The organism is Paracoccus tibetensis (genome assembly GCF_900102505.1).
Taxonomy (GTDB): domain Bacteria; phylum Pseudomonadota; class Alphaproteobacteria; order Rhodobacterales; family Rhodobacteraceae; genus Paracoccus; species Paracoccus tibetensis.
This window is the reverse complement of record NZ_FMVT01000006.1, coordinates 96653-122018: the sequence shown is the minus strand read 5'-3', so window position 1 is coordinate 122018 and position 25366 is coordinate 96653. Positions and strand designations below refer to the sequence as shown.

At 69.8% G+C, this 25366-nt stretch carries 31 protein-coding genes; 12 read left to right on the top strand and 19 right to left on the bottom strand.

From position 1 onward, the window contains the following. Positions 1 to 2 precede the first annotated feature (2 nt). Positions 3 to 497 (top strand): phosphatidylglycerophosphatase A family protein, encoded by a 495-nt coding sequence (locus BLP73_RS10075; RefSeq protein WP_090743481.1) that lies wholly within the window; start codon positions 3 to 5, stop codon positions 495 to 497. Then, on the top strand, positions 494 to 964 hold the full coding sequence (locus BLP73_RS10070; protein ID WP_090743478.1) for a CinA family protein: 471 nt from the start codon (positions 494 to 496) through the stop codon (positions 962 to 964). The genes BLP73_RS10075 and BLP73_RS10070 overlap by 4 nt, the downstream gene beginning before the upstream one ends. A 79-nt stretch (positions 965 to 1043) precedes the next feature. Here BLP73_RS10070 and BLP73_RS10065 read toward each other — a convergent pair whose 3' ends face one another. The 11 genes from BLP73_RS10065 to BLP73_RS10020 form a co-directional block, all read right to left on the bottom strand. Continuing rightward, complete coding sequence (locus BLP73_RS10065) at positions 1044 to 2087, bottom strand: threonine aldolase family protein (protein ID WP_090743475.1); 1044 nt, start codon at positions 2085 to 2087, stop codon at positions 1044 to 1046. Then, entirely contained in the window at positions 2084 to 2524 is a 441-nt protein-coding gene (locus tag BLP73_RS10060; protein ID WP_090743472.1) for a YcgN family cysteine cluster protein, read from the bottom strand. The genes BLP73_RS10065 and BLP73_RS10060 overlap by 4 nt, the downstream gene beginning before the upstream one ends. Beyond that, positions 2524 to 3453 carry a bifunctional riboflavin kinase/FAD synthetase gene (locus BLP73_RS10055; RefSeq protein ID WP_090743469.1) on the bottom strand — a complete coding sequence of 310 codons (930 nt, stop codon included), beginning with the start codon at positions 3451 to 3453 and terminating at the stop codon, positions 2524 to 2526. Before BLP73_RS10055 ends, BLP73_RS10060 begins: the two co-directional genes overlap by 1 nt. 105 nt (positions 3454 to 3558) lie before the next feature. Then, positions 3559 to 4428 carry a TIGR01459 family HAD-type hydrolase gene (locus tag BLP73_RS10050; protein WP_090743466.1) on the bottom strand — a complete coding sequence of 290 codons (870 nt, stop codon included), beginning with the start codon at positions 4426 to 4428 and terminating at the stop codon, positions 3559 to 3561. Then, entirely contained in the window at positions 4428 to 5345 is a 918-nt protein-coding gene (locus BLP73_RS10045; RefSeq protein WP_090743462.1) for a manganese-dependent inorganic pyrophosphatase, read from the bottom strand. The genes BLP73_RS10050 and BLP73_RS10045 overlap by 1 nt, the downstream gene beginning before the upstream one ends. Positions 5346 to 5485: 140 nt before the next feature. Beyond that, a complete protein-coding gene (locus BLP73_RS10040; RefSeq protein ID WP_090743459.1) occupies positions 5486 to 5995 on the bottom strand; it encodes a CarD family transcriptional regulator in 510 nt (169 codons plus the stop codon). A gap of 146 nt (positions 5996 to 6141) precedes the next feature. Further along, positions 6142 to 6297, bottom strand: coding sequence for a hypothetical protein (locus tag BLP73_RS19390; RefSeq protein ID WP_175453303.1), 156 nt, complete (start codon positions 6295 to 6297; stop codon positions 6142 to 6144). Between the two features lie 35 nt (positions 6298 to 6332). After that, positions 6333 to 6671, bottom strand: a complete 339-nt coding sequence (fdxA, locus tag BLP73_RS10035) for a ferredoxin FdxA (protein WP_090743456.1) — start codon at positions 6669 to 6671, stop codon at positions 6333 to 6335. Positions 6672 to 6704: 33 nt separating this feature from the next. Then, the gene (locus BLP73_RS10030; RefSeq protein WP_090743453.1) at positions 6705 to 7025 is read right to left on the bottom strand and encodes an RNA-binding S4 domain-containing protein; all 321 of its coding nucleotides are present in this window, start codon (positions 7023 to 7025) and stop codon (positions 6705 to 6707) included. Between the two features lies 1 nt (position 7026). After that, on the bottom strand, positions 7027 to 10032 hold the full coding sequence (locus tag BLP73_RS10025; RefSeq protein WP_090743904.1) for a helicase-related protein: 3006 nt from the start codon (positions 10030 to 10032) through the stop codon (positions 7027 to 7029). A gap of 10 nt (positions 10033 to 10042) precedes the next feature. Beyond that, positions 10043 to 10636, bottom strand: coding sequence for a tetratricopeptide repeat protein (locus tag BLP73_RS10020; RefSeq protein WP_139165932.1), 594 nt, complete (start codon positions 10634 to 10636; stop codon positions 10043 to 10045). Positions 10637 to 10698: 62 nt separating this feature from the next. Between BLP73_RS10020 and BLP73_RS10015 the strand changes: the two genes are divergently transcribed. Both BLP73_RS10015 and BLP73_RS10010 read left to right on the top strand, forming a co-directional pair. Next, positions 10699 to 10989: an SCP2 sterol-binding domain-containing protein gene (locus BLP73_RS10015; RefSeq protein ID WP_090743444.1), complete on the top strand. Its 291-nt coding sequence runs from the start codon at positions 10699 to 10701 to the stop codon at positions 10987 to 10989. 5 nt (positions 10990 to 10994) lie between these two features. Next, positions 10995 to 11942 (top strand): alpha/beta hydrolase, encoded by a 948-nt coding sequence (locus tag BLP73_RS10010; RefSeq protein WP_090743441.1) that lies wholly within the window; start codon positions 10995 to 10997, stop codon positions 11940 to 11942. A gap of 69 nt (positions 11943 to 12011) precedes the next feature. On the opposite strand, the gene BLP73_RS10005 is transcribed toward BLP73_RS10010, so the two are convergent. The 6 genes from BLP73_RS10005 to alr form a co-directional block, all read right to left on the bottom strand. Continuing rightward, positions 12012 to 12911 (bottom strand): transporter associated domain-containing protein, encoded by a 900-nt coding sequence (locus tag BLP73_RS10005; protein ID WP_090743438.1) that lies wholly within the window; start codon positions 12909 to 12911, stop codon positions 12012 to 12014. Further along, the gene (ybeY, locus tag BLP73_RS10000; RefSeq protein ID WP_090743435.1) at positions 12908 to 13408 is read right to left on the bottom strand and encodes an rRNA maturation RNase YbeY; all 501 of its coding nucleotides are present in this window, start codon (positions 13406 to 13408) and stop codon (positions 12908 to 12910) included. Before ybeY ends, BLP73_RS10005 begins: the two co-directional genes overlap by 4 nt. Then, positions 13401 to 14498: a PhoH family protein gene (locus BLP73_RS09995; protein ID WP_090743432.1), complete on the bottom strand. Its 1098-nt coding sequence runs from the start codon at positions 14496 to 14498 to the stop codon at positions 13401 to 13403. Before BLP73_RS09995 ends, ybeY begins: the two co-directional genes overlap by 8 nt. Positions 14499 to 14624: 126 nt before the next feature. Next, complete coding sequence (locus tag BLP73_RS09990) at positions 14625 to 15341, bottom strand: ABC transporter ATP-binding protein (RefSeq protein WP_090743901.1); 717 nt, start codon at positions 15339 to 15341, stop codon at positions 14625 to 14627. A gap of 5 nt (positions 15342 to 15346) precedes the next feature. Then, positions 15347 to 16111, bottom strand: coding sequence for an MlaE family ABC transporter permease (locus tag BLP73_RS09985; protein WP_090743429.1), 765 nt, complete (start codon positions 16109 to 16111; stop codon positions 15347 to 15349). Further along, complete coding sequence (gene alr, locus BLP73_RS09980; RefSeq protein ID WP_090743426.1) at positions 16108 to 17124, bottom strand: alanine racemase; 1017 nt, start codon at positions 17122 to 17124, stop codon at positions 16108 to 16110. Before alr ends, BLP73_RS09985 begins: the two co-directional genes overlap by 4 nt. Before the next feature lie 115 nt (positions 17125 to 17239). Between alr and chrA the strand changes: the two genes are divergently transcribed. From chrA to BLP73_RS09950, 7 genes are all read left to right on the top strand, one after another. Further along, positions 17240 to 18598, top strand: a complete 1359-nt coding sequence (gene chrA, locus BLP73_RS09975; protein WP_090743423.1) for a chromate efflux transporter — start codon at positions 17240 to 17242, stop codon at positions 18596 to 18598. Positions 18599 to 18718: 120 nt separating this feature from the next. Continuing rightward, positions 18719 to 20251 carry an acyl-CoA carboxylase subunit beta gene (locus BLP73_RS09970; RefSeq protein ID WP_090743421.1) on the top strand — a complete coding sequence of 511 codons (1533 nt, stop codon included), beginning with the start codon at positions 18719 to 18721 and terminating at the stop codon, positions 20249 to 20251. Positions 20252 to 20455: 204 nt separating this feature from the next. After that, positions 20456 to 20608 (top strand): hypothetical protein, encoded by a 153-nt coding sequence (locus tag BLP73_RS19385; RefSeq protein ID WP_175453302.1) that lies wholly within the window; start codon positions 20456 to 20458, stop codon positions 20606 to 20608. An 87-nt stretch (positions 20609 to 20695) separates the two neighbouring features. Next, the gene (locus BLP73_RS09965; protein WP_090743419.1) at positions 20696 to 21112 is read left to right on the top strand and encodes a hypothetical protein; all 417 of its coding nucleotides are present in this window, start codon (positions 20696 to 20698) and stop codon (positions 21110 to 21112) included. A gap of 127 nt (positions 21113 to 21239) precedes the next feature. Further along, positions 21240 to 21479 (top strand): hypothetical protein, encoded by a 240-nt coding sequence (locus BLP73_RS09960; protein WP_090743416.1) that lies wholly within the window; start codon positions 21240 to 21242, stop codon positions 21477 to 21479. A 75-nt stretch (positions 21480 to 21554) separates the two neighbouring features. Continuing rightward, entirely contained in the window at positions 21555 to 21776 is a 222-nt protein-coding gene (locus BLP73_RS09955) for a hypothetical protein (RefSeq protein WP_090743413.1), read from the top strand. A 99-nt stretch (positions 21777 to 21875) separates the two neighbouring features. Next, complete coding sequence (locus tag BLP73_RS09950) at positions 21876 to 23918, top strand: acetyl-CoA carboxylase biotin carboxylase subunit (protein WP_090743410.1); 2043 nt, start codon at positions 21876 to 21878, stop codon at positions 23916 to 23918. A gap of 38 nt (positions 23919 to 23956) precedes the next feature. Here the strand turns inward: BLP73_RS09950 and BLP73_RS09945 are convergent, their stop codons facing one another. After that, entirely contained in the window at positions 23957 to 24361 is a 405-nt protein-coding gene (locus BLP73_RS09945) for a DUF4174 domain-containing protein (RefSeq protein WP_175453301.1), read from the bottom strand. Positions 24362 to 24435: 74 nt separating this feature from the next. Here BLP73_RS09945 and BLP73_RS09940 point away from each other — a divergent pair, with 74 nt between their 5' ends. Further along, on the top strand, positions 24436 to 25128 hold the full coding sequence (locus BLP73_RS09940; RefSeq protein WP_139165931.1) for a hypothetical protein: 693 nt from the start codon (positions 24436 to 24438) through the stop codon (positions 25126 to 25128). Here the strand turns inward: BLP73_RS09940 and BLP73_RS19015 are convergent. Next, positions 25094 to 25291: a hypothetical protein gene (locus BLP73_RS19015; protein WP_139165930.1), complete on the bottom strand. Its 198-nt coding sequence runs from the start codon at positions 25289 to 25291 to the stop codon at positions 25094 to 25096. The genes BLP73_RS09940 and BLP73_RS19015 overlap by 35 nt on opposite strands. Positions 25292 to 25366: the final 75 nt, after the last annotated feature.

Here is a 25366-nt window from a genome sequence, read left to right as displayed (position 1 = left end):
GCATGGCCCGCATCCTCTGCATCTGGTTCGGCGTCGGGCTGCTGAAGCCCGCCCCAGGCACCTGGGGCTCGGCCGTCGCCGTCGCGCTCGGCCTTCTGATCCACCGCATCGGGCATTTCCCCCTGCTGGCAGTCGCGACCGTCGCGGTCACGATCATCGGCTTCTGGGCCATCCGCACCCACACCGCCGGCATGGCCGACCCGGACCGCAGCGAGATCGTCATCGACGAGGTTGCGGGCCAATGGCTCGCCCTCCTCTTCCCCTCCTTCGGCTTCTGGATGATGGGCCTGCCCGCCGAGACCTTCCCCTATCCCGGCTGGCTCGCCGCCTTTCTCTTCTTCCGCCTCTTCGACATCTGGAAGCCCTGGCTCGTCGGCCGCGCCGACCGCCGCCACGACGCCCGCGGCGTGCTGGAGGACGACCTCTGGGCCGGCCTTTTTGCCGGCATCGCGACCATGATCGCCGCCGCCGCCTTCCATATCCCGATGATGCTATGAGCCTCGCCGCCGACGTCCTCGACGCCGCCCGCGCCCGCGGCGTCATGATCGCGACCGCCGAAAGCTGTACCGGCGGCCTCATCGCCGGGGCGCTGACGGAAACCCCCGGCTCGTCCGACGCCTTCGACCGCGGCTTCGTGACCTATTCCAACGCTGCCAAGCAGCAGATGCTGGGCGTGCGCGCGGAAACCCTCGCCGCCCACGGCGCCGTCAGTGAACAGATCGCCGCCGAGATGGCCTCCGGCGCCCTTCGCCAGTCTGCCGCCGGCATCGCCGTCGCCGTCACCGGCATCGCCGGCCCCGGCGGCTCCGAGCACAAGCCCGAGGGCCGCGTCTGCTTCGGCATCGCCGACCCGTTCGGCACCCGCACCGAGACGGTCGAATTCAGCGCCATCGGCCGCCACCGCGTCCGCGCCGCCACCGTCGAGCACGCGCTGCAAATGCTCCTCCACGCCCTGCGCGCCTGAGCCTTCTTCGTTGCCGAAATACCCCGGGGGGGTCGCGCGGCACGCGCGGCGGGGGCAGCGCCCCCTGCCTGCGCCGGTTTCAGTGCCCGGCCAGGATAGCCGCCAGCCGCGCCACATCCGCCGCGGGCGTGTCCCAGGCACAGACCATCCGGACCGGCGCCGGGTCCAGTCCCTCGGCCGACTTGTCGGGCCAGAGGTGGTAGATGGCCCCCGCCGCCCGGGCCCGCGCATGCGTCTCGGCCGGAATGGCGGCGAAGACCGCGTTCGACTGCACCGGCGCCAGAAGCCGCCCGCCGCCCGCAGTCACCGCCTCGGCCAGCGCCTGCGCCTTGGCATTCGCCTCGGCGGCCAGGCGCAGCCACAGCCCGCCTTCCACCAGCGCCAGCATCTGCGCCGCCAGGAAGCGCTGCTTCGAAAACACATGCCCCGCCTGCTTGCGGCGATAGTCGAAGCCCTCGGCATGGGCCGGATCGAAGAACACCACCGCCTCGGCGGCCATGGCGCCGTTCTTCGTGCCGCCGAAGCAGAGCGCGTCCACGCCCGCCCGCCAGGTCATCTCGGCCGCGCTGCAACCGGCCGAGGCCACCGCGTTGCCGAACCGCGCCCCGTCCATGTGCAGCGGCACGCCGGCCTCGTGCGCCGCCGCGGCCAGCGCCGCGACTTCGGCCGGCGCATAGACCGTGCCCCATTCCGTCGCGTTGGTGATCGACACCAGGGCGCTCAGCCCGCCGTTCAGCCCCGCCCCCGCCCCGACCCGCAGCGCCGGGCGCAGCGTCTCGGGCGCCAGCTTTCCATCCGCCCCCGGCAGCGTCACCAACTTGGCACCGTGCGAGAAGAACTCGGGCGCCCCGCATTCGCTGGTCTCGATATGGGCGTCCTCGTGGCAGTAGATCCGGCCATGCGGCGGCGAGAGCTGCGCGCAGACCAGCGCGTTGGCGGCCGTGCCGGTCGAGACGAAGCGCACCACCGCCTCGGGCGCCTCCAGCGCCTCGCGGATCGCGGCCTCGGCGCGGGCGGTGACCGGGTCGGCGCCATAGCCCATCATCGCGCCGTCATTGGCCGCAGCCAGCGCGGCCAGCACCGCGGGATGCGCGCCCCAGGCATTGTCCGAGGCGAAGTTCACGACAGGTCCTCGATGATGTGGTCCTCCCAATCCTCCTCGCGGACGGTCAGTTCGCTGATCGTCCAGCCGCGCACGCTGGCACCCGCCGCGTGAACCGCCTCGCGGTCCCCCGAGACGAGGTAATGCCAATCATAGAGCGGCCGCCCTTCGTGGCGCAGGCGATAGGCGCAGGTCGCGGGCAGCCACCAGGCGATCTCGTCGATCTTCCTGGGGGTCAGCACCACGCAATCGGGCACGAAGTCGTGGCGGTTCTGGTAGCTCATGCAGCCGCAGCTCTGACCGTCCAGCAGCTTGCAGGCGATGCGGGTGAAGGCCAGCTCGTTCGTGTCCTCGAACTCGATCTTGTTCAGGCAGCACTTGCCGCAGCCATCGCAGAGCGCCTCCCACTCCTCGCCCGTCAGCTGTCGCAGCGGCAGCTCCCAGAACCTCTCGCGCATCAGGCCCCCTTGAGGGCGCGGCGCGCGTCCTCGGCATCCGCGGCGATCTGGTCGATCAGCGCCTGAAGGTTTTCGAACTTCGCCTCGTCGCGCAGGAACTCGACCAGCGCGACCGAGAGGTGCTTGCCATAGAGATCGCCCGAGAAGTCGAAGAGATGCACCTCAAGGTTCGGGGCGTTCTCGCCGAACATCGGCCTGACGCCGAGCGAGGCGACGCCCTGGCAGGACACCTTGTCCGGCCCGGTCAGCACATCGACCAGCACCGCATAGACGCCGAGCCGCGGCAGGTGCAGCCCGTCCATCAGCATGTTCGCGGTCGGCCAGCCCAGTTCGCGGCCGCGCTTCTCGCCATGGACGACCTCGCCCTCGATCCGGTGCCAGTGGCCCAGCATCCGCTCGGCGTCGCGCGTGCGCCCCTCGGTCAGCGCCTGCCGCACCGCGGTCGAGCTGAACTCGTGGCCGTCCTGCGCCACCAGCGGCAGGATGGTGACGCCGAAGCCCATCTGCCGCCCCAGCTCCACCAGCGTCTCGGCGGTGCCCTTGCGGTCCTTGCCGAAGCAGAAATCCGCGCCGACGGTGACATGCGCCGCGCCCAGCCCGTCGCACAGCACCTCGCGCGCGAAGGCCTCGGGCGTGAGGCCGGCGAGAACGGCGCTGAAGGGCAGCTCGTAAAGCTGCTCGACGCCGAGCCGCGCGAGGCGGTTGGCTCGCGCCTCGGCATTCATCAGGCGGAAGGCGGGGCCGCCCGGGACGAAGAACTGGCGGGGATGGGGCTCGAAGGTCAGCACACCCAAGGGCGCATCGGCGGCGGCGCGGGCCGCGTCGATCACCGCGCGGTGGCCGCGATGGACGCCGTCGAAGTTCCCCATGGCGAGGCTGGCGCCGCGAGCCGAGGCGGGAAGTCCGGTCCAGTCGTGGTGGATCTGCAAGTCGCCCCCATCAGGTCTGCCGCGGCGGATCTCAAAGCCGCCTGTCCGCCCGACCTATTGCGGAGGGGGCGCCGTTGCAAGCGCCCACCCCGTCACGTCACGCGCCTAACGCAGCCGCCCGATGGCGTAACGCGGCTCCATCTGGTGCACCCTGAGCCAGGCCAGCAACGCCTCCAGCACGGGCGCCTCGACATCGGTGCCAAAGGCGTCTGCGGCAAGGCCCCCGGTCACGAAGAGGGCGTCGATCCCCTCCTGCGCGGCGCCCTTCACGTCGGTCGCGATGCCGTCGCCCACGGCCAGGATGCGGGCATCCTCGCCCAGCTCCATCAGGCGGCGGGCGCGGTCGTAGATCGGCGGATGCGGCTTGCCGAAGTAGAAGGCCTTGCCGCCTATGCTTTCGTAGAACTCGGCCAGCGCGCCGGCGCAGTAGATGCGCGTCTCGCCCAGATCCACGACGATGTCGGGATTGGCGCAGAGCATCGGCAGCCCCCGCTCGCGCGCCAGCAGGAACTGGGCGCGGTAATGCTCGGGCGTCTCGCTGTCCTCGTAGAAGGGGCCGGAAGCGACGATGCCCTCGGCCTCGTCCAGCCCAACCCGCTCGATCGCCGGCGCGTCCGCGAATTCGGGCGGCACGTCGGTAAAGAACCCGGCATCCTTGTCGGTGCCGATGTGCCAGACCTTGCGGCCGACGGCGCCGGCGAACATCGCCTCTTGCGCGGCATCCCCCGAGCTGACGACCAGGTCCCAGCAGTCCCGCGGCACGCCCATGCGGTCCAGCTGCTGGACAACGTACTTGTTCGGCCGCGGGGCGTTGGTCATCAGGCAGACCCGCCCGCCCTGCGCGCGGAACCCCTGCAGGGCCGCGACGGCGGCCGGATAGGCCGCCTTGCCGTTGTGCAGGCACCCCCAGAGATCGCAGAAGAGCGCGTCGTAATCCGCCGCGATCTCGGACAGCGCGCCGATGATCTGGGTCATCAGACCGCCAGGACCGGGATGATCTGCTTCTTGCGGCTCATCACGCCCGGCAGGACCACGCTGTCGCCGGTGACGGTGGCGGCGAAGCTGCGCTCGGCCACGCGCTTGACGAAGTCGTTGGGGACCAGCAGCGTCGCCTCCTCGCGCAGGATGTCCACGACGAACAGCAGCACCTCGTCGGCGCCGTCATCGGCCGCGACCTTGGGCATCGCCGCCAGCAGCGCCGCCTTGCGCGACAGGATCGTCTGCGGCGCGGTCGTCTCGAGGACCGAGACGCGCAGCTGCTTGCCGCCCAGCTCGTATTCCTTGCTGTCCATCCGCAGCAGGGCCTCGTCCGAGAAGGCGCTGACATCGGACTTGGCCGCGAACATCTCGGAGGCGTAGTCGGTGATGTTCACGTTCAGCTCGGCGGCCAGCTTCTCGGCCACGAAGCGGTCGTGCGGGGTCGTGGTCGGGCTGCGGAATTCCAGCGTGTCCGACAGGATGCAGGTCAGCATCGCGCCCTTGATGCCTTCCGGCGCGCGGGCCATGTCCTCGCCGATCAGGTCGTGCATGATCGTCGCGGTGCAGGCCAGCGGGCGGATGGTGATGTTGATCGGGCTGCGGGTCTTGATGCCGCCGGCCAGCAGGTGGTGATCGATGATCTCGATCACGTCAGCCTCGTTGATCGAGGCGGGCAGCTCAGCCGGGTTGTTCGTGTCCACGATCACGCATTTCTCGCCCTTGGCAACGTCGGCGATGATCTCGGGCTTCGTCAGGTTCCAGCGGTTCAGCATCCACGCGGCTTCGGTGTTCGGCTCGCCCTGAAGGACGGCGGCGGCCGGCTGCTTGCGGACCTCGGAGAGATACCAGGCCCAGATGATGGGCGAGCCGGTGGAATCCGTGTCGGGAGCGGTGTGGCCGAAAACCTTGATCATGGATGCGCCTCTTGGGGTCATGCGGTGTCGCGCGCCTTATAGGCGGCGGGCCGGTTGTTGTCCACGTCGCGCGCGGCCGAAGCGGGCATGGAAAAGGGGCGCCCACAAGGGCGCCCCGGAACGGAAAGGGACAGGCCGGCTCAGGCGGCGCGGGTCAGCAGGACCTCGCCCACGCGCTTCTGAGCCCCGCCCTCGTCGAGGCCGCCCACGGCGGCAACCTCGCGGGTCAGGCGGTCGAGCGCGGCCTCGTAGAGCTGACGCTCGGAATAGGACTGCTCGCGCTGGTCGTCGGCGCGATGCAGGTCGCGCACAACCTCGGCGATGGACATCAGGTCGCCCGAGTTGATCTTCTGCTCGTATTCCTGCGCCCGCCGCGACCACATCGCACGCTTCACGCGGGCCTTGCCCTTCAGCGTCTCGAGCGCGCGGTCGATCAGGTCGGGTGTCGAGAGCGAGCGCATCCCGATCTCGGCCGCGCGGGCGGTCGGCACGCGCAGGGTCATCTTGTCCTTGTCGAACGAGATGACGAACATTTCCAGCCGCAGCCCCGCGACCTCCTGCTCCTCGATCGACACGATGCGGCCCACGCCATGGGCCGGGTAGACGACGAAGTCATCGGGGCGGAATTCGTTCTTCTTGGCTTTCGACATCTGGCTTCCTCTTGCAGCGCCCCATGACAAGGGCACAAAGGACCGAGAGCGGCGCCAGCCACCTTCGATCCGATTTTCCTATATGTCTGTTGCCCCGAGCCCGGCAGAGGGCGAGGGATGGCAGTCCGGGCGGCGCACCGGGACCTTTACGCAAAGCATCCTTGATGGCGCAGCGAGAGACAACGTAACATAAAAACGACGCCGAAAAAAGCGCCGCGTCGCGGCATCGGCCGCATGGCGGGCGGCGCGTTTTTGCCTTGTTCGCAGGTGACTTGCGCGATCTGCAAGTCAAGGTCGATCATCCCGGCGCCGCGAATCACCCACGCCAAGGGCGGTGTCAGTCGCCCTCGCCCGGCGCTTCCGAGAAGTATTTCTCCAGCTTGCCGGGCTGTCCGTCCATCTCGGCGGCGGTCGGCAGCGGGTCCTTCTTGCGCGTGATCACCGGCCATTGCTCGGAATACTTGCGATTGAACTCGACCCAGCTGTCCATGTTCGGCTCGGTGTCCGGGCGGATCGCGTCGGCGGGGCATTCCGGTTCGCAGACGCCGCAATCGATGCACTCGTCCGGGTGGATGACCAGCGTGTTCTCGCCCTCATAGAAGCAATCCACCGGACAGACTTCGACGCAGTCGGTGTATTTGCACATGATGCAGTTGTCGGTCACGACATAGGTCATCTGGCGCGCTCTCGTGCTTTGCTCTTTCGGGCTTCACCTAGTCCCTTCACCGGGATCAATCAACCCGTCCCCCGTCCCCGGCTGCGGCGCCTCATCATAAAGCAGCCGCGCCTCGGTCGCCGGGCCGCGCCGTTCGCCCAGGGCGGCGACGGTCAGCACCCTGAGCCGCCCATGGGCCGAGATGACCAGCTCGTCCCCCACCCGCACCAAGCGGCCGGGCTTGGCGCAGGACTGGCCGTTGATGCGGATGCCGCCCTTCTCGATCCGCTCGGCCGCCAGGGCGCGGGACTTGAAGACCCGCGCCTGGAACAGCCACTTGTCCAGCCGCAGGCCGGGAACAGGCGCGGGCTGCACCCTATTTGCGGTCCTTCAGCGCGGCGAGGATCGCGAAGGGGCTGTCGGGATCGGCCTTCTTCTCGCGCTCGGGGCGCGACGAGAAGGTCTGCGGCTTGTTATGCTGGGGCTTGCCGCCCTTGCGCGGCCCGCCCTGATGCCCGCCATCCTCGCGGCGCGGCTTGCCGCCGAACTTGCCGCCCGGCTTCTCGCCGCGGTCCTCACGGCGTCCGCCGCCGTCACCCTCGCGGCGTCCGCCACCCTCGCCCTCGCGGCGCGGCGGTTTCGGCCCGCGAGCCTCGCGTGTCTCGCCCTCGGCCGGGGCGTCGCGGCGCGGCGCGCCGCGGCGCTGCTGCCCCTCGCCCTGCGGACGACGCGGACCGCGGGGCTTCGGCGCCCAACGGAAGGTGTAGAAGACCTCGCTCTCGGCCGGCGCGGGCGCCTCGACCGCCTCGCCGGCCGGCTCGATGCCGGTCTCGGCGGCCATCGCCTCCGCATCCGCCGCGGCGGCCTCGGCCTCGGCGCGGCGCTTCTCGGCCTGCTCGGCCTCCCACTTGGCGCGGGTCTCGGCGGCCAGCACCGACTCCTCCTCGGTCAACGGCGCGTCCGAGGCGGGCGCCTCCGGCGCGGGCGCCACCGGCGCGGGCTCGGCGGCGCGGGTCTTCGGCCGCTCGCCGCGCTCGGCGGCGTAGCCGAGGCCCTCCATCAGGCCCGCGAACTGCTCCAGCGTCATGCCGGTGATCGACAGCATGTCCGGGATCGCCTCGAAGCCGCCGCGCGTGTCCTGCTGGCGCAGCATGTCGGCCAGACGCTCCAGCATGTCGATGCGGATGGCGCGCTCGCCCGCCGGACGGTAGCCGGACAGGATGTAATAGCCGAAGGGCACGTCGGGAATGTGGGGGATCGTCACGAGGCCCGGCGGCGGGCTTTCCGGGAACTCGTCCAGTCCCTGATGCAGCGACCACAGCACCAGCCGCAGCCGGGTCGGCGCGGGCTTCAGAAGCGCGGGCAGGAAGATGGTGAACTGGCCGAAGCGCACGCCGTGTTTGCGCAGCGCCCCGCGCGAGTCCTGGTCCAGCTCCTTCACCTCGGTCGCCACGCCCTCGCGGGGCAGGACGCCAAGCGCCTCGACCAGGCGGAAGGCGAAGCCGCGGGCGAGGCCGGTCAGCGTCTCGTCGCGCTGAAGCGTCAGAAGCGGCTCGAAGGCGGCAGCGACCTTGCGGTCGATGAAGTGCTGCAGGCGCCGGCGGACCTTGTCCGTGATCTCGGGGCCGGCTTCCTCATCGACGAAGGCCTCGACGCCCGGATGCAGCGGATCGCTGCCCTTGACCAGCTTGCCCACCGCCTGGCTGCCCCACATCAGGCCGCCCTGCTCGGTGAAGTCCATCTCGGTGTCGGGGGCGTTGTAGAGGCGGTCGGCGCGCAGGTGGAACTCGGGGCGCAGCGCCTCGTAGCTGGCGCGGTTCAGCATCCGCGCCTCGTCGGCCGAGCCGGTCTGGTCGGGGCGGAAGCGGAACCCTTCCAGACGGCCGGCGAACTCGCCCTCGACCGTCACTTCGCCCTTGTCGTTCACTTCAGCCACCAGGCTCTCCTTCTGGTTGAGCCGGCGCAGCAAAACCGAGGTGCGCCGGTCCACAAATCTCTGGGTCAGCGCCGCGTGCAGCGCATCTGACAGGCGGTCTTCTACAGCGCGCGTTTGTTCGCGCCAATGCTTTTCGTCCGCCACCCAGCCCGTTCTTTGCGCCACGTAGGTCCAGGTGCGGATATAAGCGAGGCGCTTCGAGATGGCGTCGATGTCGCCATGCGTCCGGTCGATGCGCGCGATGGAGCGCTCCAGCCAGTCGGCCGGGATGTGCCCCTCCTGCAGGAAGCCGTAGATGCGGGCCAGCAGCGTCGCGTGCTCCATGCTGGAAATGCCGCGGAAATCGGGCACGCGGCAGACGTCCCAGAGCAGCCGCACATCCTTGCCGCCCTGCACGCGGTCCCGGATCTCGGGCATCTCGCGCAGGAGCTTCAGCGCCGACAGATCGTCCGCCTCGCGCCCGCGCGACAGCCACTCATGCGCGGGCGCGGTTTCCAGCGACTGCACCAGCCGGTCCATTGTGCCGAATTCCAGCGCCGCGTTGCGCCACATGAGGCGGCTGATGGGCGCGAAGCGGTGGTTCTCGAGCGCGTCGATCAGGCCGTCGTCGAGGATCTGCGCCTCGCCGGTGACGCCGAAGGTGCCGGATTCGGTGTGCCGGCCGGCGCGGCCCGCGATCTGGCCCATCTCGTGCGGAAAGAGCGGGCGGACGCGGCGGCCGTCGAACTTGTGCGTGGCGCTGAACGCGACGTGGCGGATGTCGAGATTGAGACCCATGCCGATGGCATCGGTGGCGACGAGGTAATCCACCTCGCCGTTCTGGTACATCTCGACCTGCGCGTTGCGCGTGCGGGGCGACAGCGCGCCCATGACCACGGCGCAGCCGCCCTTCTGGCGGCGGATCAGCTCGGCCATGGCATAGACGTCATCGACCGAGAAGCCGACGATGGCGCTGCGCGCAGGCATGCGCGACAGCTTCTTGGACCCCGCCCAGCTGAGGGCCGAGAACCGTTCGCGCCGCACGAACTGCGTTTCGGGAACCAGCGCCGCGATGGCGGGCCGCATCGTGTCCGAGCCGAGGAACAGCGTCTCGTGGAGACCCCGCATGTGAAGCAGGCGGTCGGTGAAGACATGCCCCCGCTCGGGGTCGGCGCAGAGCTGGATCTCGTCGATGGCGACGAAGTCGGCGCCGATCTCGGGCATGGCCTCGGTCGTGGCGACCCAGTACTGCACGCGGTCGGGAACGATGCGCTCCTCGCCGGTAACAAGCGCCACGACCGAGGGGCCGCGCGCCTTCACGATCCGGTCATAGACCTCGCGCGCCAGAAGCCGCAGCGGCAGGCCGATCACCCCGGTCCGGTGGCCCAGCATCCGCTCGATGGCGTGATGCGTCTTGCCCGTGTTGGTGGGCCCAAGGATGGCGGTGATCCGCCCGCGCGTCGTCATGTTCATGGCCTCAGATATCGGTGCCCTGATCGCCGCGTTCCAGACGTGCGAGGCCATCGATGGCTTCCTGCTGGTGCGGATGGATCCTCAAGCTCTCGCGATAGGCCGCCTGCGCGGCCTTCGGATCACCGATGTCCTCGAGAAGCGCGCCGAGCTGCGTCAGGGCCGCGAAGTGGCGCGGCTCCAGCTCGAGCGTGCGGGCGAGATCGGAAATGGCGGGGCCGACCTGCCCGGACAGGGCGAAGGCGGCGGCGCGGGTGTGCCAGCCGGCGGCGAAGTCCGGCGCATGGTCGGTCAGCGCCGTCAGGTGCCCGATCGCGGCCGGAATGTCGCCGCGGTCCAGCGCCTGCTCGCCCCGCCGCAGCAGCACGTCCATCGCCGCCGAGCCCGAGCGGGACCATTCGCGCAGGATGTCCGCCTCGGCGATGCGCCAGCCCTCGCCCTGGGGCGCGGCGAGTCGCGCGAAGGCCTCGTCGAGGGCCGCATCGCGCGCCGCGTTCTGGCCGAACGCCGCGAAAGCGGTTGTCAGGACGAGGAAAATCGTCAGAACTCCTTGACGGAATGCCGTGACGATACTGTGGTAATCGGGCCGAAGGGCGCTCATATCACAGGTGTAACCCAGCCCGCGCGCCGGGCGCCAGCCAAAGCGCATGTGAAAGGAAGACCATGAGCGAAGTCGTGAATGCCGCCGTCGAGAAACTGAGCGAGAAGATCGACAGCTTCGACAGCTCCGCCAAGTTCGTGATCACCGGCGAGGGGGCGATCATGATCGACGAGGGCGGCGTGCGTCCGGCCGAGGACGGCGAGGAGGCCGAGGTGACGCTGACCGCCAGCCGCGAGACCTTCGAGGGGATCATGGACGGCAGCGTGAACCCGACCACCGCCTTCATGACCGGCAAGCTGGCGCTGGACGGCTCGATGGCCGTCGCGATGCAGCTGGGCCAGAAGCTGTCCTGATCTCCGTGGAGCCGGCGCCCTTCCACCAGCTGCCGGGCGACCCGCTCGTCCCGGCGCGGACCTTCTGGGTCCGCAGCGACGACGGGGTGCGCCTGCGCCTCGGGCTGTGGGAGGCCGACCGCCCCGACGCGGCCGCGGGAACGGTCCTGCTGTTTCCCGGCCGCACCGAGTATCTCGAGAAATACGCCCCCATCGCCCGCCGCCTCACCGCGGCGGGCCTTCACGTTCTGGCGATCGACTGGCGCGGGCAAGGTGCCTCGGACCGGCTGCAGGCTGATCCGCGCCCCGGCCATATCCGCGATTTCGCCGACTACCAGCGCGACGTGGTCGAGATGGTCGTGGCCGCGGGCGAGCTGGACCTTCCCCGCCCCTGGCATCTTCTGGCCCATTCGATGGGCGGCTGCATCGGCCTGGCCGCGCTGGAGGCCGACCTGCCCGTCGACAGCGCCGTCTTCTCGGCGCCGATGTGGGGCATCAACCTGCGCCGCATCCAGCACGGCGTGGCACTCGGCATCGCCTATCTGGCGGGCCGCATCGGGCGGGGCGGCCTGCCCGCGCCCGGCAGCGGCGGCAGCATCCGCACCTACCTTCTGGACGAGTCCTTCTCGGAGAACCTGCTGACGCATGACGTCGACGAATGGGCGCGTCTGCTGCGCGAGGCGGCGCATTGGAAAGACCTGACCATCGGCGGGGCCAGCTTCGATTGGGTCGGCAAGGCGCTGAACGAATGCACGCGGCTCTCGCGCATCGCCTCGCCCGAGGTACCGATGCTGGTCTCGCTCGGCAGCGAGGAGCGGATCGTGTCGGGCCAGGCGATCCGCGACCGGGTGGCGCGCTGGCCGGGGGCCGAACTGCTGGAGGTGCCCGGCGCGCGGCACGAGGTGATGATGGAGGTCGCCCCGCTGCGGGACCTGTTCCTCCAGGCGGCGCTGCGGCGCTTCGGGGCGGCTTGAGGGGGCGCTTGCGCCCCCACCTGGCCGGCGGCCAGCCTTAACCCGTGACGATGTTTCCGTCCGTCATCGTCATTCCGCGGCCTGCGCCTTCGCCTCGGCGCGCTTGGGCCGGTCGGTGGCGGTGGCCACGTTCGGCATCCGCAGGCGGACGCGCTTGATGCGGCGCGGGTCGGCCTCGACCACCTCGAACTCGGCGCCCGAGGGATGGGCGATGACCTCGCCGCGCAGGGGCACGCGGCCGATCATCATGAAGATGAGCCCGCCGAGCGTGTCGACCTCGTCGCCCTCCTCGTCGGTCGCGAGGCGGATGCCGGTCTCGGCCTCGACCTCGGCCAGGGGCGCGCGGGCCTGGATGAGCCACTGGCCGGGCTTCTCGCTGACCCACAGGCCGCCCTCGTCCTCGTCATGCTCGTCCTCGATCTCGCCAATGACCTGCTCGATCAGGTCCTCGATGGTCACCAGCCCGTCCACGCCGCCATATTCGTCGATCACCAGCGCCATGTGGATGCGTCTGGTCTGCATCTGCTGCAGCAGGATGCCGATGGGCATGGAGGGCGGGACGTAGAGCATCGGGCGCAGCATCGGCCGCAGCGTGAACTTGCCGCCCGCCCCAAAGCCGTGCTTCAGCGCCAGGTCCTTGAGGTGGATCAGGCCGAGCGGGCTGTCCAGCGTGCCGCGGAAGACCGGGATGCGGGTGAAGCCGTGTTCGCGGAACATGGTCACCAGGTCGTCCAGCGTGATGTTGAGCGGGGCGGCGATGATTTCGGCCTTGGGGATGGCGACGTCGTGGACGCGCATCCGCCGCAGGTTCACCATGCCGGGGGCGGGCTGGGCCGGGGACGCGGGCTCCTCGGTCGGCTCGGCGCGGCCGAAGATGCGGCCGAAGAAGCCGCGCCCGCTGCCCTGCTCGGGTTCGGGATCGGCGGGGCCCGGGTCGGGCGTATCGGGTAATCGGGACTCGGAATTCATGAGCTTTCCGTCTCGTGATAGGGGTCGGGGATGCCGAGCGTGTCCAGGATGGCGCGCTCGGTGTCCTCCATCACCTGGGCGTCGGGATCGGTCTCGTGATCGTAGCCGAGAAGATGGAGGGTCGCGTGGACCAGCAGGTGCTGGACGTGATGGGCGAAGGGCTTGCCCTGCGCCTCGGCCTCGGCGGCGCAAGTCTCGAGGGCGATGGCGATGTCGCCCAGTTCCTCCTCGTCCGGCGGGACGGGAAGCTCGCCCGGCGCGCGCGGGGCGGGATCGGCCGACGGCCAGGAGAGGACGTTCGTCGCGCGCGGCTTGCCCCGGAAGTCGGCGTTGAGCGCGGCGATGCGGGCGTCGTCGCAGCCAAGGACCACGACCTCGCCCCCGATCTTGTGCCAGTCCAGCGTCGCGGTCACGGCGCGGGCCGCCAGATCCTCAAGACTGGCGGCCTCCCATCGGTCATCCTCGATGACGCAATCGACGGTGATCTCGTCAGGCATCGTTCCGCATCTGCCGCCGCGGGACATATTGCCCGCGCGGCTCCTCTGTCTCGCCGCGGGCGAGGGCCGCGGCATCCTCGGCGTCATAGGCCTTGATGATGCGCGCGACAAGCGGGTGGCGCACCACGTCGTCTGCCGTGAAGTAGCTGAAGCTGATGCCCTTCACGCCCGACAGGATGCGCTCGGCATCCGCAAGGCCCGACTGCATCCCGCGCGGCAGGTCCACCTGCGTCCGGTCGCCCGTGATGACCATGCGCGAGCCCTCGCCAAGCCGCGTCAGGAACATCTTCATCTGCATCGTAGTCGCGTTCTGCGCCTCGTCCAGCACCACGAAGGCGCGGCTGAGGGTGCGGCCGCGCATGAAGGCCAGCGGCGCGATCTCGATGCGCTTCTCCTCCATCAGCTTCTGCATCTGCTTAGCCGGCAGGAAGTCGTTCAGCGCATCATAGAGCGGCTGCATGTAGGGATCGACCTTCTCCTTCATGTCGCCGGGCAGAAAGCCAAGCCGCTCGCCCGCCTCGACGGCCGGGCGCGAGAGGATGATCTTGTCCACATGCCCGCCGATCAGCATGGTCACGCCCACGGCCACGGCCAGATAGGTCTTGCCCGTCCCCGCCGGGCCGATGCCGAAGGCCAGCTCGTGCTGGAAGAGCGCGCTGACATAGGCCTTCTGCGCGTCCGTGCGCGGCTCGACCGACTTCTTGCGGGTGCGCAGCTCGTAATTGCCCTGCGCGAACATCTCGAGCTGTTCGGCCGGGGTCGTGTCGTGCCCCGGCTCCATCCCCATGCGGAGGGCGGCGTCGATCTCGGACAGGCTGACCGGGCGCGACTTCTCGAGCCGGTCGTAGAGCCCGCGCAGAAGCTGGCTGGCCTCGGCCTGGGTCTCGGGATTGCCGACGACCGCCAGCTGGTTGCCGCGGCGCAGGATGTGGACGCCAAGGGCCTCCTCGATCCGCGCCAGGTGGCGGTCATTGGCGCCGCAGAGGTCGATCAGCAGCCGGTTGTCGGGAAATTCCAGCAGGGTTTCGGCCGGAGGCGTGGCAACGGGGGGCGTCGGGGATAGGCCCAAATTCTTCTCCTGCTCAGGCATCTCGCCTCATGGTGGCAATCGCGCGGGATTCGCACAAGCCGTGTTTGGACAGCCAAGCGGCAACGGTGCTGCCCGTAGCGGCAAAACGGCCCAGCCCTGCCGTTGGTTGCACGTCCGCGCGGCAGATCACGGCTTCTGGGCCACGGGCCGGCCCAGAAAGCCCGCCAGTTCGGGCGCGTCATCCATCCGGGCCACGGGTCCCGACCAGGCGATCCGCCCGCCGGCCAGCAGCGCGACCCGGTCGCCGATGGCGCGGACCGAGGCCATGTCATGGGTGATGGTGATGGCCGTCGCGCCGGTCTCGGTGACGATGCCCCGGATCAGCGCGTCGATGGCGCGGGCACGGATGGGATCGAGGCCGGTCGTCGGCTCGTCGAAGAAGATCACCTGCGGATCGTCCGCGATGGCGCGGGCAAGGCCCACGCGCTTGGCCATGCCGCCCGACAGCTCGGCCGGCATCAGCTCGGCCGTCTCGGGCGGCAGGCCGACCCGGGCGAGCTTTTCCACCGCGATCTCGCGCGCGGCGCGGGCCGGCATGCGCTGGCGCAGGCGGAAGGCGACGTTCTGCCAGACATTGAGGCTGTCGAAGAGCGCCGCGCCCTGGAACAGCATCCCGAAGCGGGCAAGGAAGGCCTCGCGCCGGGGGGCCAGCGGGGCGCCCTGCCACAGGACCTCGCCCGCGTCGGGGGGCACGAGGCCGAGGATGCATTTCAGCAGCACCGACTTGCCCGTGCCGGACTGGCCGATGACGCAGAGGCTCTCGCCTTGCGCGATTGACAGGTCCACGCCGTCCAGCACGGTCTTGGCGCCGAAGCGGCGGGTCAGTCCGCGCGTCTCGATCAGCGCGCTCATCGGAAGAAGAGCCCGGTCAGCGCGAAGTTCGCGGCCAGGATCCCGATGGCGGCGGCGACCACGGCCGAGGTCGTGGCGCGCCCCACCCCCGCCGCCCCGCGGGCGCAGCGCATCCCGAACCAGCAGCCGCTGAGCGCGACGATGAAGCCGAAGAACGCGCCCTTGATGAGGCCCGAGAGGACATCCCACGTCTCCAGATAGGCCCAGCTGTCCGCGATGTAGCGCGCCGAGGTGAAGCCGAGCGAGCCGGTCCCGACCAGCCAGCCGCCCATGATCCCGATGATGTCGCCCACCGCGACCAGCGCCGGCACGCTGAGGATCGCGGCCCAGAGGCGCGGGGTCACCAGCCAGCGCATCGGGTCGGTGGACAGCGTCACCAGCGCGTCGATCTGCTCGGTCACGCGCATGGTGCCGATCTCGGCCGCGATCGAGCTGGCGACGCGGGCCGCGACCATCAACCCGCCGAGGACCGGGCCCAGTTCGCGCACCATGCCGATGGCGACGATGGCGGGGACGACGTCGCTGGCCTGAAAGCGCGCGCCGCCCGAATGGATCTGCAGCGCCAGCGCGGCGCCGGTGAAGAGCGCGGTCAAGCCAACGACGGGCAGCGACAGCCAGCCGATCTGCACCAGCTGCACCGCCAGCGCCCGCGCCGGAATAGGCCGCAGCGCCGTCAAGCCGCGCAGCGCGAACAGCGCGACGGCACCGACGCCCCGCACCCCCCGCAGGGCGGGGCGGCCGATGGCGCGGATGGCCCTCACAGATAGGTCCGGTCGTAGCGGGCGCGCAGCGAGGTCAGGATCTCGTAGCCGATGGTGCCGGCAAGGTCCGCCAGCCGGTCGATGGGCTGGGCCGGGCAGATCAGCTCCAGCGCCGCCGGCACATCGGGAAGCGCGCTGACATCGACGGTGATCAGGTCCATCGAGACGCGCCCGACGATGGGGCAGCCCGTCTCGCCCGCATAGAGCAGCGCGCCCTTGCCCGAGAGCGCGCGCAGGACGCCGTCGGCATAGCCCGCATCGACCGTCGCGATGCGGCTCGGCCGCGGCGCGGTCCAGCCGGCGCCGTAGCCGACGAACTCGCCAGCCGCCACGTCGCGGGTCTGGATCACGCGCAGGGACAGACGCACCGCAGGCTGCGCCTCGGCAAAAGGTAGCCCGCCATAGAGGCCGATCCCCGGCCGCACGAGGTCGAAATGGTAGTCCGGCCCCAGCAGGATGCCTCCTGTCGCCGACAGGGACAGCGGCACGTCCACGCCCTCGGTCATCTTGCGAAAGGCCGCAAGCTGCGCCGCATTGGCCGGATGCTCCGGCTCATCGGCGCAGGCGAGGTGGGACATGACGAAGCGCGGGCGCGCGGCCAACGCCTCGGCGCGGATGGCCTCCCATTCAGCGGCCTCCATGCCGAGGCGGTTCATGCCGCTGTCCAGCTGGATCGCGAAGGGCTGGCCGGGTCGCAGCGCGCGGTCGCGGAAGAACTGCGCCGGGCTGTTCAGGACGGGCACGAGGCCGCGGAGGTCTGCCCCCTCCATGTGGCCCGACAGGACGTTGATCACCGCGTCATCGGGCAGATGCGGGCGCAGGGCCTGCCCCTCGCGCGCCAGCGCCACGAAGAATTCGCGCGCCCCGGCCGCGTAGAGCGCGGGCGCCACCCACGCCGCCCCCAGCCCGTAGGCATCCGCCTTGACGACGGCCGCGCAAGCCGCGCCGGGCGCGCGGGCGGCCAGCGCCTTCCAGTTGGCCGTGACGGCCCCGAGTTCGATCTGAAGTCCCATGCCGGAGGAAGTGCCCCTGCCCGCCCGCCGCGTCAAGCCTCGGCTTGCGCGGCGGCGCTTGCCGGGACGGCCGGCTTCATGCTCTAGACCTCGAGAGATCATTCGGAGCGCGCCCATGACCGACCGCCCCTACCCGACCCTTGCCGAGGCGACCCGCATCTGGGCGCGCATCGGCCTTCTCAGCTTCGGCGGGCCGGCGGGTCAGATCGCGCTGATGCACCGCATCCTGGTCGAGGAGCAGCGCTGGCTGGGCGAAAAGCGGTTCCTGCACGCGCTGAACTACTGCATGCTGCTGCCGGGACCCGAGGCGATGCAGCTGGCCGTCTATATCGGCTGGCTGATGCACCGCACGATCGGCGGGATCGTGGCGGGGCTGCTCTTCGTGGTGCCGGGCGTCGTCGCGATCATGGCGCTCAGCTGGGTCTATGCCATCTGGGGCGACGCCGGTCCGGTCGAGGCGCTGTTCTTCGGCCTCAAGGCCGCCGTCCTCGCCATCGTGGTGCAGGCGGTGATCCGCATCGGCAGCCGGGCGCTGAAGAACGGCGCGATGATCGGCATCGCCGTCGCCTCGTTCGTGGCGATATTCGTTTTCGGCCTGCCCTTCCCGCTGATCATCCTGGCCGCCGGGCTGATCGGCTTCTTCGGCGCCCGCGCCGGCCTGCCCGCCTTCAGGGGCGGCGGCGGGCATGGCAAGGTGGGCGCCAAGCAGGTGGCGGACGCCGACACGCTGCTGGGCGAGGAGACGCCCGAACATACCCGCGTCAACCGGGCTTGGGCGCTGCGCGTCTCGGCCGTGATCCTGGCGCTGTGGCTGGTGCCGGTCGCGCTGCTGTTCCTGATGCTCGGCCCCCAAGACGTCTTCGCGCAGATCGCGGGTTTCTTCAGCGTCATGGCCGTCGTGACCTTCGGCGGCGCCTATGCGGTGCTGGCCTATGTCGCGCAGGAGGCGGTGCAGAACTTCGGCTGGCTGGCGCCGGGCGAGATGCTGGACGGGCTCGGCATGGCCGAGACGACGCCCGGCCCGCTGATCATGGTCACGCAATTCGTCGGCTTCATGGGCGCGCTGCGGGACGCGGGCGCCCTGCCGCCGCTGCTGGCAGGCACGCTTGGGGGGCTGCTGACCACCTGGGTCACCTTCGCGCCGTGCTTCCTGTGGATCTTCCTCGGCGCGCCCTTCATCGAGCGGCTGCGGGACAACCAGGTGCTCTCGGCCGCGCTGACCGCTATCACCGCGGCGGTGGTGGGCGTGATCGCGAACCTCGCGGTGTGGTTCGGCCTCCACGTCCTTTTCGCCGAGCTGCGCCCCGCGGTGCTGGCGCTGGAGCTGCCGGTCCTCGCCAGCCTCGATCCTTGGGCGGCGCTGCTGACGGTCGCCGCGCTGGTCGCGGTGCTGCGCTTCAAGCTGTCGCCGGTGACGGTGCTGGCAGGCTGCGCGGCGGCCGGGCTGCTGCTGCGGCTGCCGGGGCTGATCTGACGGGATTGCAGGTTCGCAGTTTCCACGGTGCGCCCGGAACATAGTTTGCAAATGTTCCGAAATCTTCTTTTGCCTGCCGCCGCGCGCGTCTAACCTTCGCTGAAGCCAGGGAGGCAGCGCATGAAGGACATCCTTGAAGAGCTTGAGCGGCGGCGCGATCAGGCGCGGCTTGGGGGCGGGCAGCGCCGGATCGACGCGCAGCATGCGCGGGGCAAGCTGACCGCCCGCGAGCGGCTGGAGTTGCTGCTGGACGAGGGCAGCTTCGAGGAATTCGACATGTTCGTCGCCCACCGCTCGACCGATTTCGGGATGGAGGACGACCGGCCCTATGGCGACGGGGTGGTGACGGGCTGGGGCACGATCAACGGCCGCATGGTCTATGTCTTTTCGCAGGACTTCACCGTCTTCGGCGGCTCGCTGTCGGAAACGCATGCGCAGAAGATCTGCAAGATCATGGACATGGCGATGCAGAACGGCGCCCCGGTGATCGGGCTGAACGACTCGGGCGGCGCGCGCATCCAGGAGGGGGTGGCCTCGCTTGCCGGCTACGCCGAGGTGTTCCAGCGCAACATCATGGCCTCGGGCGTGGTGCCGCAGATCAGCGTCATCATGGGCCCCTGCGCGGGGGGCGCGGTCTATTCGCCGGCAATGACCGACTTCATCTTCATGGTCCGCGACACGTCCTACATGTTCGTGACCGGCCCCGACGTCGTGAAGACCGTCACCAACGAGGTCGTCACGGCCGAGGAACTGGGCGGCGCCTCGACCCATACCAAGAAGTCCTCGGTCGCCGACGGCGCCTTCGAGAACGATGTCGAGGCGCTGTCGGAGATCCGCCGCCTCTTCGACTTCCTGCCGCTGAACAACCGCCAGAAGGCGCCGACGCGGCCCTTCTTCGACGACCCGCGCCGCGTCGAGCCCAGCCTCGACACGCTGATCCCCGCGAACCCGAACCAGCCCTACGACATGAAGGAGCTGATCGCCAAGATCGCGGACGAGGGCGACTTCTACGAGATCCAGAAGGACTTCGCCGGCAACATCATCATCGGCTTCATCCGGCTGGAGGGGCAGACGGTCGGCGTCGTCGCCAACCAGCCGATGGTGCTGGCCGGCTGCCTCGACATCGACAGCAGCCGCAAGGCCGCGCGCTTCGTGCGCTTCTGCGACGCCTTCGAGATCCCGATCCTGACGCTGGTCGACGTGCCGGGCTTCCTGCCGGGGACGGGGCAGGAATATGGCGGCGTCATCAAGCACGGCGCGAAGCTGCTCTTCGCCTATGGCGAGGCGACGGTGCCGAAGGTCACGGTCATCACCCGCAAGGCCTATGGCGGGGCCTACGACGTCATGGCCTCCAAGCACCTGCGCGGGGACTTCAACTACGCCTGGCCCACGGCCGAGATCGCCGTGATGGGCGCCAAGGGCGCGGTCGAGATCCTCTATCGCGGCGAGCTGGGCGAGCCCGAGAAGATCGCCGCCCGCACCAAGGATTACGAGGACCGCTTCGCCAATCCCTTCGTCGCGGCCGAGAAAGGTTTCATCGACGAGGTGATCCAGCCCCGCTCGACCCGCCGCCGCGTCGCCCGCGCCTTCGCCAGCCTGCGCGGCAAGAGCCTGGCGAACCCGTGGAAGAAGCACGACAATATCCCCCTGTAATTGCCCGGCCATGCGGAAGATGCACAAGCTTGTGAATGATGCAGCCGCGCCACAGGGTCGGCGCCGGATCGCCGAGGCAAAATGCGGTGCCTGTCTGGATGGGCGGGGCCCGGCTATCATCGCGCGCGGGCCGGCCGCTAAAGATGCCGGCCTTCGATCGAGCAGCCGGGTGCAAAAGCGCCCGCTTCACAGGAGTTTCAGACCATGTCCAAGAAAATCGTCCTCGGCCTCGTGCTGGTGTCCGCCTTCGCCGCCTGCCAGCGTCAGCAGCCGGCCAACGACGTCTTCGTCCCGACCGCCCCGGCCATGGGCAACCCGGTCACGACCGAGCCCGTCTACCAAGGCAAGTTCGGCTGATCCCGTCCGCCTGACCCACGCGCGCGGGCGGCCCGTCTGCCCGCACGCAGCCGCCGCCTCGGCGCGCCACAGCGCAAGAGGCACAGCATGCTGAAGCATCGCGGCTTTCCCGGGCGCCTGCCCGGCACTGATTTCCAGTTCGTCATCCGGCGCGAGAACCGCAAGAAGGGCGCGACCCCGATCACGCGGCGCGAGCGCTACAAGGACCGCAAGACCGCCGACCGCCGCGCCGACGCGGGCTTCCTGGCGGCGCTGATCCGGCATTTCGGCGAAGAACCCTTCGAGCGCGGCAATCTGGACGCGGGTCGGCTGTCCTGGCTGATCGGGCGCGAGGTGAAGCCCGTCGGCGATTTCGACCCCGCCGATTACGAGCAGCTTCTTCAGGTCGACATGGCCGCCGCCGAGGCCGCCTTCCCCGAGATCTTCGCCTCGGACGCCCCCGATTTCGCGGGCGACGACGACGGCTGGGACAGTGATGAGGAAGATGATGAGGATGCGCAATAATGCGCGACTTGGTGCTGAACCCCTTGATGTCACGGGCATGTCAGTTTGACGTGGGGCACCGCCATGCGATAACCGGACCCTGTCGACAATCGGTCCCGAAGCGGGCCCCAAATACAGGCAAGTTGATATGCAAAAATCCGTCCTCTTCCGCATCGGCGGTGTTTCGGCCCTGGTTCTCGGCCTCGCGGCTTGCGATCCGAACATGCAGACCGGCCTGTCGCCGGACGCGCAGCGTGCCGCTGGCGGTGCCGTCGCCGGCGCCGTGGTCGCCAAGGCCCTCAACGAGAACGTCGCCACCGGCGCGGCTGTCGGCGCGACCGCCGGCGCGCTTTGCGACGATTTCGGCGTCTGCCAGCGCCGCTACTGATCACGGCCTTGCGCCTGAACTTCACGGGCGGGCGGCACGTTCTGCCCCCGTCACGTCATTCAAAGGATTAGACACATGTCGAAGGCTTTCGCCATCGCTGCCGTCCTCAGCGCCACCGCGCTGGCCGGCTGCACCCAGAACATCAACCCGACGGATGCCGACCGCGCCATCATCGGCGCCGCGACCGGCTACACCGTGCAGACCGTCCGCGGCCAGAGCGGCGGTGACCGCCTGCGCGGCGCGGCCATCGGCGGCGCGGCCGGCGCGCTCTGCGACGACTTCCGTCTCTGCCAGTGATGGCCTGATCCGCGCATCCTGCGCGGGCCGTTCTCACAAAGCCGCCCCCGGCCTTCCGGCTCGGGGCGGCTTTTTCATGTCCATCGGTCGGGAGGGGCCATGTTCAAGAAGATCCTGATCGCGAACCGGGGCGAGATCGCCTGCCGCGTCATCAAGACGGCGCGGCGCATGGGGATCGCGACCGTCGCGGTCTATTCGGATGCCGACCGCGGTGCGCTGCACGTGAAGATGGCCGACGAGGCCGTTCATATCGGCCCGCCCCCGGCGAACCAGTCCTACATCGTGATCGACCGCATCATGGACGCCATCCGCCAGACCGGCGCCGAGGCGGTCCATCCCGGCTACGGCTTCCTGTCCGAGAACAAGCGCTTCGCCGAGGCGCTGGAGGCCGAGGGCGTCGCCTTCATCGGCCCCCCCTCGGGCGCGATCGAGGCGATGGGCGACAAGATCACCTCGAAGAAGATCGCCGCCGAGGCGGGGGTCTCCACGGTGCCCGGCTACATGGGCCTCATCGCAGATGCCGAGGAGGCCGCGCGCATCAGCGAGCAGATCGGCTTTCCGGTGATGATCAAGGCCAGCGCGGGCGGCGGCGGCAAGGGAATGCGGATCGCCTGGACCGCGGCCGAGGCGCGCGAGGGCTTCGAATCCTCGAAGAACGAGGCCGCCAGCAGCTTTGGCGACGACCGCATCTTCATCGAGAAGTTCGTCACCCAGCCCCGCCACATCGAGATACAGGTCCTCGCCGACCAGCACGGCAATGCGGTCTACCTGCACGAGCGGGAATGCTCGATCCAGCGCCGCAACCAGAAGGTCATCGAAGAGGCGCCCTCGCCCTTTCTCGACCCCGAGACGCGGGCCGCGATGGGCAGCCAGGCCGTCGCGCTGGCGAAGGCCGTCGGCTATACCAGCGCCGGCACGGTCGAGTTCATCGTGGACGGCGCGCGCAACTTCTACTTCCTCGAGATGAACACCCGCCTTCAGGTCGAGCATCCGGTGACCGAGCTGATCACCGGCGTCGACCTGGTCGAGCAGATGATCCGCGTGGCGGCGGGGGAGGCCCTGCCCTTCGCGCAAAGCGACCTGACCATCAACGGTTGGGCGATGGAGAGCCGGCTCTATGCCGAGGACCCCTATCGCGGCTTCCTGCCCTCCATCGGCCGCCTGACCCGCTACCGTCCCCCGGCCGAGGTCGCTGCGGGGCCGATGCTGGCGAACGGCAAGTGGCTGGAGGACGCGCAGCCCGGCGAGACGGCTGTCCGCAACGACACCGGCGTCTTCGAGGGCGGCGAGATCAGCATGTTCTACGACCCGATGATCGCGAAACTCTGCTCCTGGGCGCCGACGCGCGAGGGTGCCATCGAGGGGATGCGGCAGGCGCTGGACGAGTTCGAGGTCGAGGGGATCGGCCACAACCTGCCCTTCCTCTCGGCCGTGATGGACCACCCGAAATTCGTCTCGGGCGACATCACCACCGCCTTCATCGCCGAGGAGTACCCCGAGGGCTTCACCGGCGCCCAGCTGCCCCATGCCGAACTGCGCCGCATCGCGGCGGCGGCGGCGGCGATGCACCGCGTCGCCGAGATCCGCCGCACCCGCATCAGCGGCCGGCTGGACCACCACGAGCGCCACGTGGGCGAGAACTGGGTCGTCTTCGTCGGCGATGAGGAGTTTCCCGTCCGCATCCGCGCCGACAAGAACGGCTCGACCGTCAGCATCGACGGCGAGGAGCTGCGGGTGGAGAGCGACTGGAAGCCCGGCAGCAGCCTTGCGCGGCTGGTCGTGGATGCCGCGCCGCTGGTCCTGAAGGTGGACCGGATCGCGGCGGGCTATCGCCTCCGGACGCGGGGCGCTGATCTGAAGGTGCATGTGCGCCGCCCCCGCGCGGCCGAACTGGCGCGGCTGATGCCGGTGAAGGAGGCCGCGGACACCTCGAAGCTGCTGCTCTGCCCGATGCCAGGGCTGGTCGTGAAGATCAACGTGGCGGCGGGCGACGAGGTGCAGGAGGGTCAGGCCCTCGCCACGGTCGAGGCGATGAAGATGGAGAACATCCTGCGCGCCGAGCGGCACGGCACCGTCAAGTCGGTGAATGCCGAGCCGGGCCAGAGCCTCAAGGTCGACGACGTCATCATGGAGTTCGAGTGACGCGCCCCGCGCGCCATCCGGAAACTGCGGCGCGCGGCCTAGTCGCGCGCCTCCTGCTGGCGCATGGGCATGGTGTCGATCAGCGAGACGATCTCGGTCGGGTCGATCATGCTGTTCTGGGTCAGCTTCACGCCCCCGTCCTTGCCGATCAGCATGACGATGAACCCCTCGCCCGCCCGCTCGCGCAGCGGCGCGGCGCCCGGCCCGTCGGTCAGCAGCACCACGTCCCGCTCGCGCAGGGCGCCGGCCTCGGCCATCAGCGCGCCGATCTGCGCCTCGACCTCGGCGCCCTCGCCCAGAATCACGACGGGCCGGGCCTGCCAGCGCAGGCTCTCCAGCGTGCCTTCCTGCAGCGGTTGCGGCGACAGATCGCCCGGCTGGACGGCCTGGGCGAGGCCGGGCATCACCCCGGCCAGAAGTGCGGTCAATCGGGCAAGTCGCATGGCGTCCTCCGTGTCGCAGTCAGGGTGACGCATCAGGCGCGGCATCGGTTCCCGCGGGACGTGTGGGGCCCGGCATGATCCCGCTGGAAAACCTTGTCAGCCCGCAGGTGCTGCAGGCGGTGGTCGCGGGCGTGGTGGTCGCCACCGGCTGGCTGGTCGCCGCCGCCCAGAACCGCCGGCGGGACGACCGCCTGCGCCGCTCGCGCGAAGAAGACATCCAGCGCGCCCTGCTGGCCGAGATCCGCGCCTATGTCGTCGCGCTGGAGCTGCAGGTGCCCAGCCCCGAGGACGCGGCAAGCCTGATCGAGAGCGTCCGCAGCGGCGCCGTCGTCCCGATCCTGCCGCAGGAGGTGAACGACCGGATCTTCGCCGCCCTCATCGCCGAGATCCACGTGCTGCCCGCCCCGGTCATCGACCCCGTGGTCATCTATTACCGGCTTTTGTCCGTCATGTCGGCGCTGGCGCGCGAATTGCGGCGGATCGTGCGCCAGGACTCGCAGAAGGCGGCGCGGATGATGGAGGACTACCTGTCGCTCTCAGCACAGGCGCGCGACGCGGGCTTCGAGGCAATCACCGTGCTGACGGTCAGCCTGCAAGGCTCAGGGGAAACGCTCGAGAGGATGATCGCCGAGGGCCGCGAGGCACGGGCGCGCGAAATCGCGCAGCGCCTGCCGGCCGAGCTGGATCAGCTGCGCGCGGGGCTTGGCGGCTCAGGCGCGGGAAGTTCGGGGCTCAGTACCAGAGCTTCGGACCGGAGCTTCCGGTGATGGGGGGAAGACCGATGGCCCGCACGAGTTCGTTGGCGCGCAGGAGCTTCGGCTTCTTCTGCGGCTCGGACGGGCTGCGGCTGTCGAGGCGCGTCTCGGGCCGTGGCTCGGACGCGGTGACCGGGCGGATCGTCCGGCGCTCTGCTGCGGTCGAATTGGCCATGGCCCATCTCCTCCATCGCGCAGGCCCCTTGCCCGCGCCTGTCAAGGATATAGGAAACGCGCCGCAATTCCACAA

What these genes read in the sequence shown, in the direction of transcription:
- BLP73_RS10025 (WP_090743904.1), bottom strand. Translation starts at nt 10,032, where the DNA reads ATGACGACGCGCGGGCGGATCACCGCCATCCTTGGGCCCACCAACACG.
- BLP73_RS09995 (WP_090743432.1), bottom strand. Translation starts at nt 14,498, where the DNA reads ATGCCTGAGCAGGAGAAGAATTTGGGCCTATCCCCGACGCCCCCCGTT.
- BLP73_RS09965 (WP_090743419.1), top strand. Translation starts at nt 20,696, where the DNA reads ATGCTGAAGCATCGCGGCTTTCCCGGGCGCCTGCCCGGCACTGATTTC.
- BLP73_RS10045 (WP_090743462.1), bottom strand. Translation starts at nt 5,345, where the DNA reads ATGATCAAGGTTTTCGGCCACACCGCTCCCGACACGGATTCCACCGGC.
- alr (WP_090743426.1), bottom strand. Translation starts at nt 17,124, where the DNA reads ATGGGACTTCAGATCGAACTCGGGGCCGTCACGGCCAACTGGAAGGCG.
- BLP73_RS10075 (WP_090743481.1), top strand. Translation starts at nt 3, where the DNA reads ATGGCCCGCATCCTCTGCATCTGGTTCGGCGTCGGGCTGCTGAAGCCC.
- BLP73_RS19385 (WP_175453302.1), top strand. Translation starts at nt 20,456, where the DNA reads ATGTCCAAGAAAATCGTCCTCGGCCTCGTGCTGGTGTCCGCCTTCGCC.
- BLP73_RS09960 (WP_090743416.1), top strand. Translation starts at nt 21,240, where the DNA reads ATGCAAAAATCCGTCCTCTTCCGCATCGGCGGTGTTTCGGCCCTGGTT.
- fdxA (WP_090743456.1), bottom strand. Translation starts at nt 6,671, where the DNA reads ATGACCTATGTCGTGACCGACAACTGCATCATGTGCAAATACACCGAC.
- BLP73_RS10050 (WP_090743466.1), bottom strand. Translation starts at nt 4,428, where the DNA reads ATGACCCAGATCATCGGCGCGCTGTCCGAGATCGCGGCGGATTACGAC.
- BLP73_RS10070 (WP_090743478.1), top strand. Translation starts at nt 494, where the DNA reads ATGAGCCTCGCCGCCGACGTCCTCGACGCCGCCCGCGCCCGCGGCGTC.
- BLP73_RS09940 (WP_139165931.1), top strand. Translation starts at nt 24,436, where the DNA reads ATGATCCCGCTGGAAAACCTTGTCAGCCCGCAGGTGCTGCAGGCGGTG.
- BLP73_RS09950 (WP_090743410.1), top strand. Translation starts at nt 21,876, where the DNA reads ATGTTCAAGAAGATCCTGATCGCGAACCGGGGCGAGATCGCCTGCCGC.
- BLP73_RS10060 (WP_090743472.1), bottom strand. Translation starts at nt 2,524, where the DNA reads ATGCGCGAGAGGTTCTGGGAGCTGCCGCTGCGACAGCTGACGGGCGAG.
- BLP73_RS10005 (WP_090743438.1), bottom strand. Translation starts at nt 12,911, where the DNA reads ATGAATTCCGAGTCCCGATTACCCGATACGCCCGACCCGGGCCCCGCC.
- ybeY (WP_090743435.1), bottom strand. Translation starts at nt 13,408, where the DNA reads ATGCCTGACGAGATCACCGTCGATTGCGTCATCGAGGATGACCGATGG.
- BLP73_RS10015 (WP_090743444.1), top strand. Translation starts at nt 10,699, where the DNA reads ATGAGCGAAGTCGTGAATGCCGCCGTCGAGAAACTGAGCGAGAAGATC.
- BLP73_RS19390 (WP_175453303.1), bottom strand. Translation starts at nt 6,297, where the DNA reads ATGATCGACCTTGACTTGCAGATCGCGCAAGTCACCTGCGAACAAGGC.
- BLP73_RS19015 (WP_139165930.1), bottom strand. Translation starts at nt 25,291, where the DNA reads ATGGCCAATTCGACCGCAGCAGAGCGCCGGACGATCCGCCCGGTCACC.
- BLP73_RS09945 (WP_175453301.1), bottom strand. Translation starts at nt 24,361, where the DNA reads ATGCGACTTGCCCGATTGACCGCACTTCTGGCCGGGGTGATGCCCGGC.
- BLP73_RS10020 (WP_139165932.1), bottom strand. Translation starts at nt 10,636, where the DNA reads ATGAGCGCCCTTCGGCCCGATTACCACAGTATCGTCACGGCATTCCGT.
- BLP73_RS09955 (WP_090743413.1), top strand. Translation starts at nt 21,555, where the DNA reads ATGTCGAAGGCTTTCGCCATCGCTGCCGTCCTCAGCGCCACCGCGCTG.
- chrA (WP_090743423.1), top strand. Translation starts at nt 17,240, where the DNA reads ATGACCGACCGCCCCTACCCGACCCTTGCCGAGGCGACCCGCATCTGG.
- BLP73_RS10040 (WP_090743459.1), bottom strand. Translation starts at nt 5,995, where the DNA reads ATGTCGAAAGCCAAGAAGAACGAATTCCGCCCCGATGACTTCGTCGTC.
- BLP73_RS09970 (WP_090743421.1), top strand. Translation starts at nt 18,719, where the DNA reads ATGAAGGACATCCTTGAAGAGCTTGAGCGGCGGCGCGATCAGGCGCGG.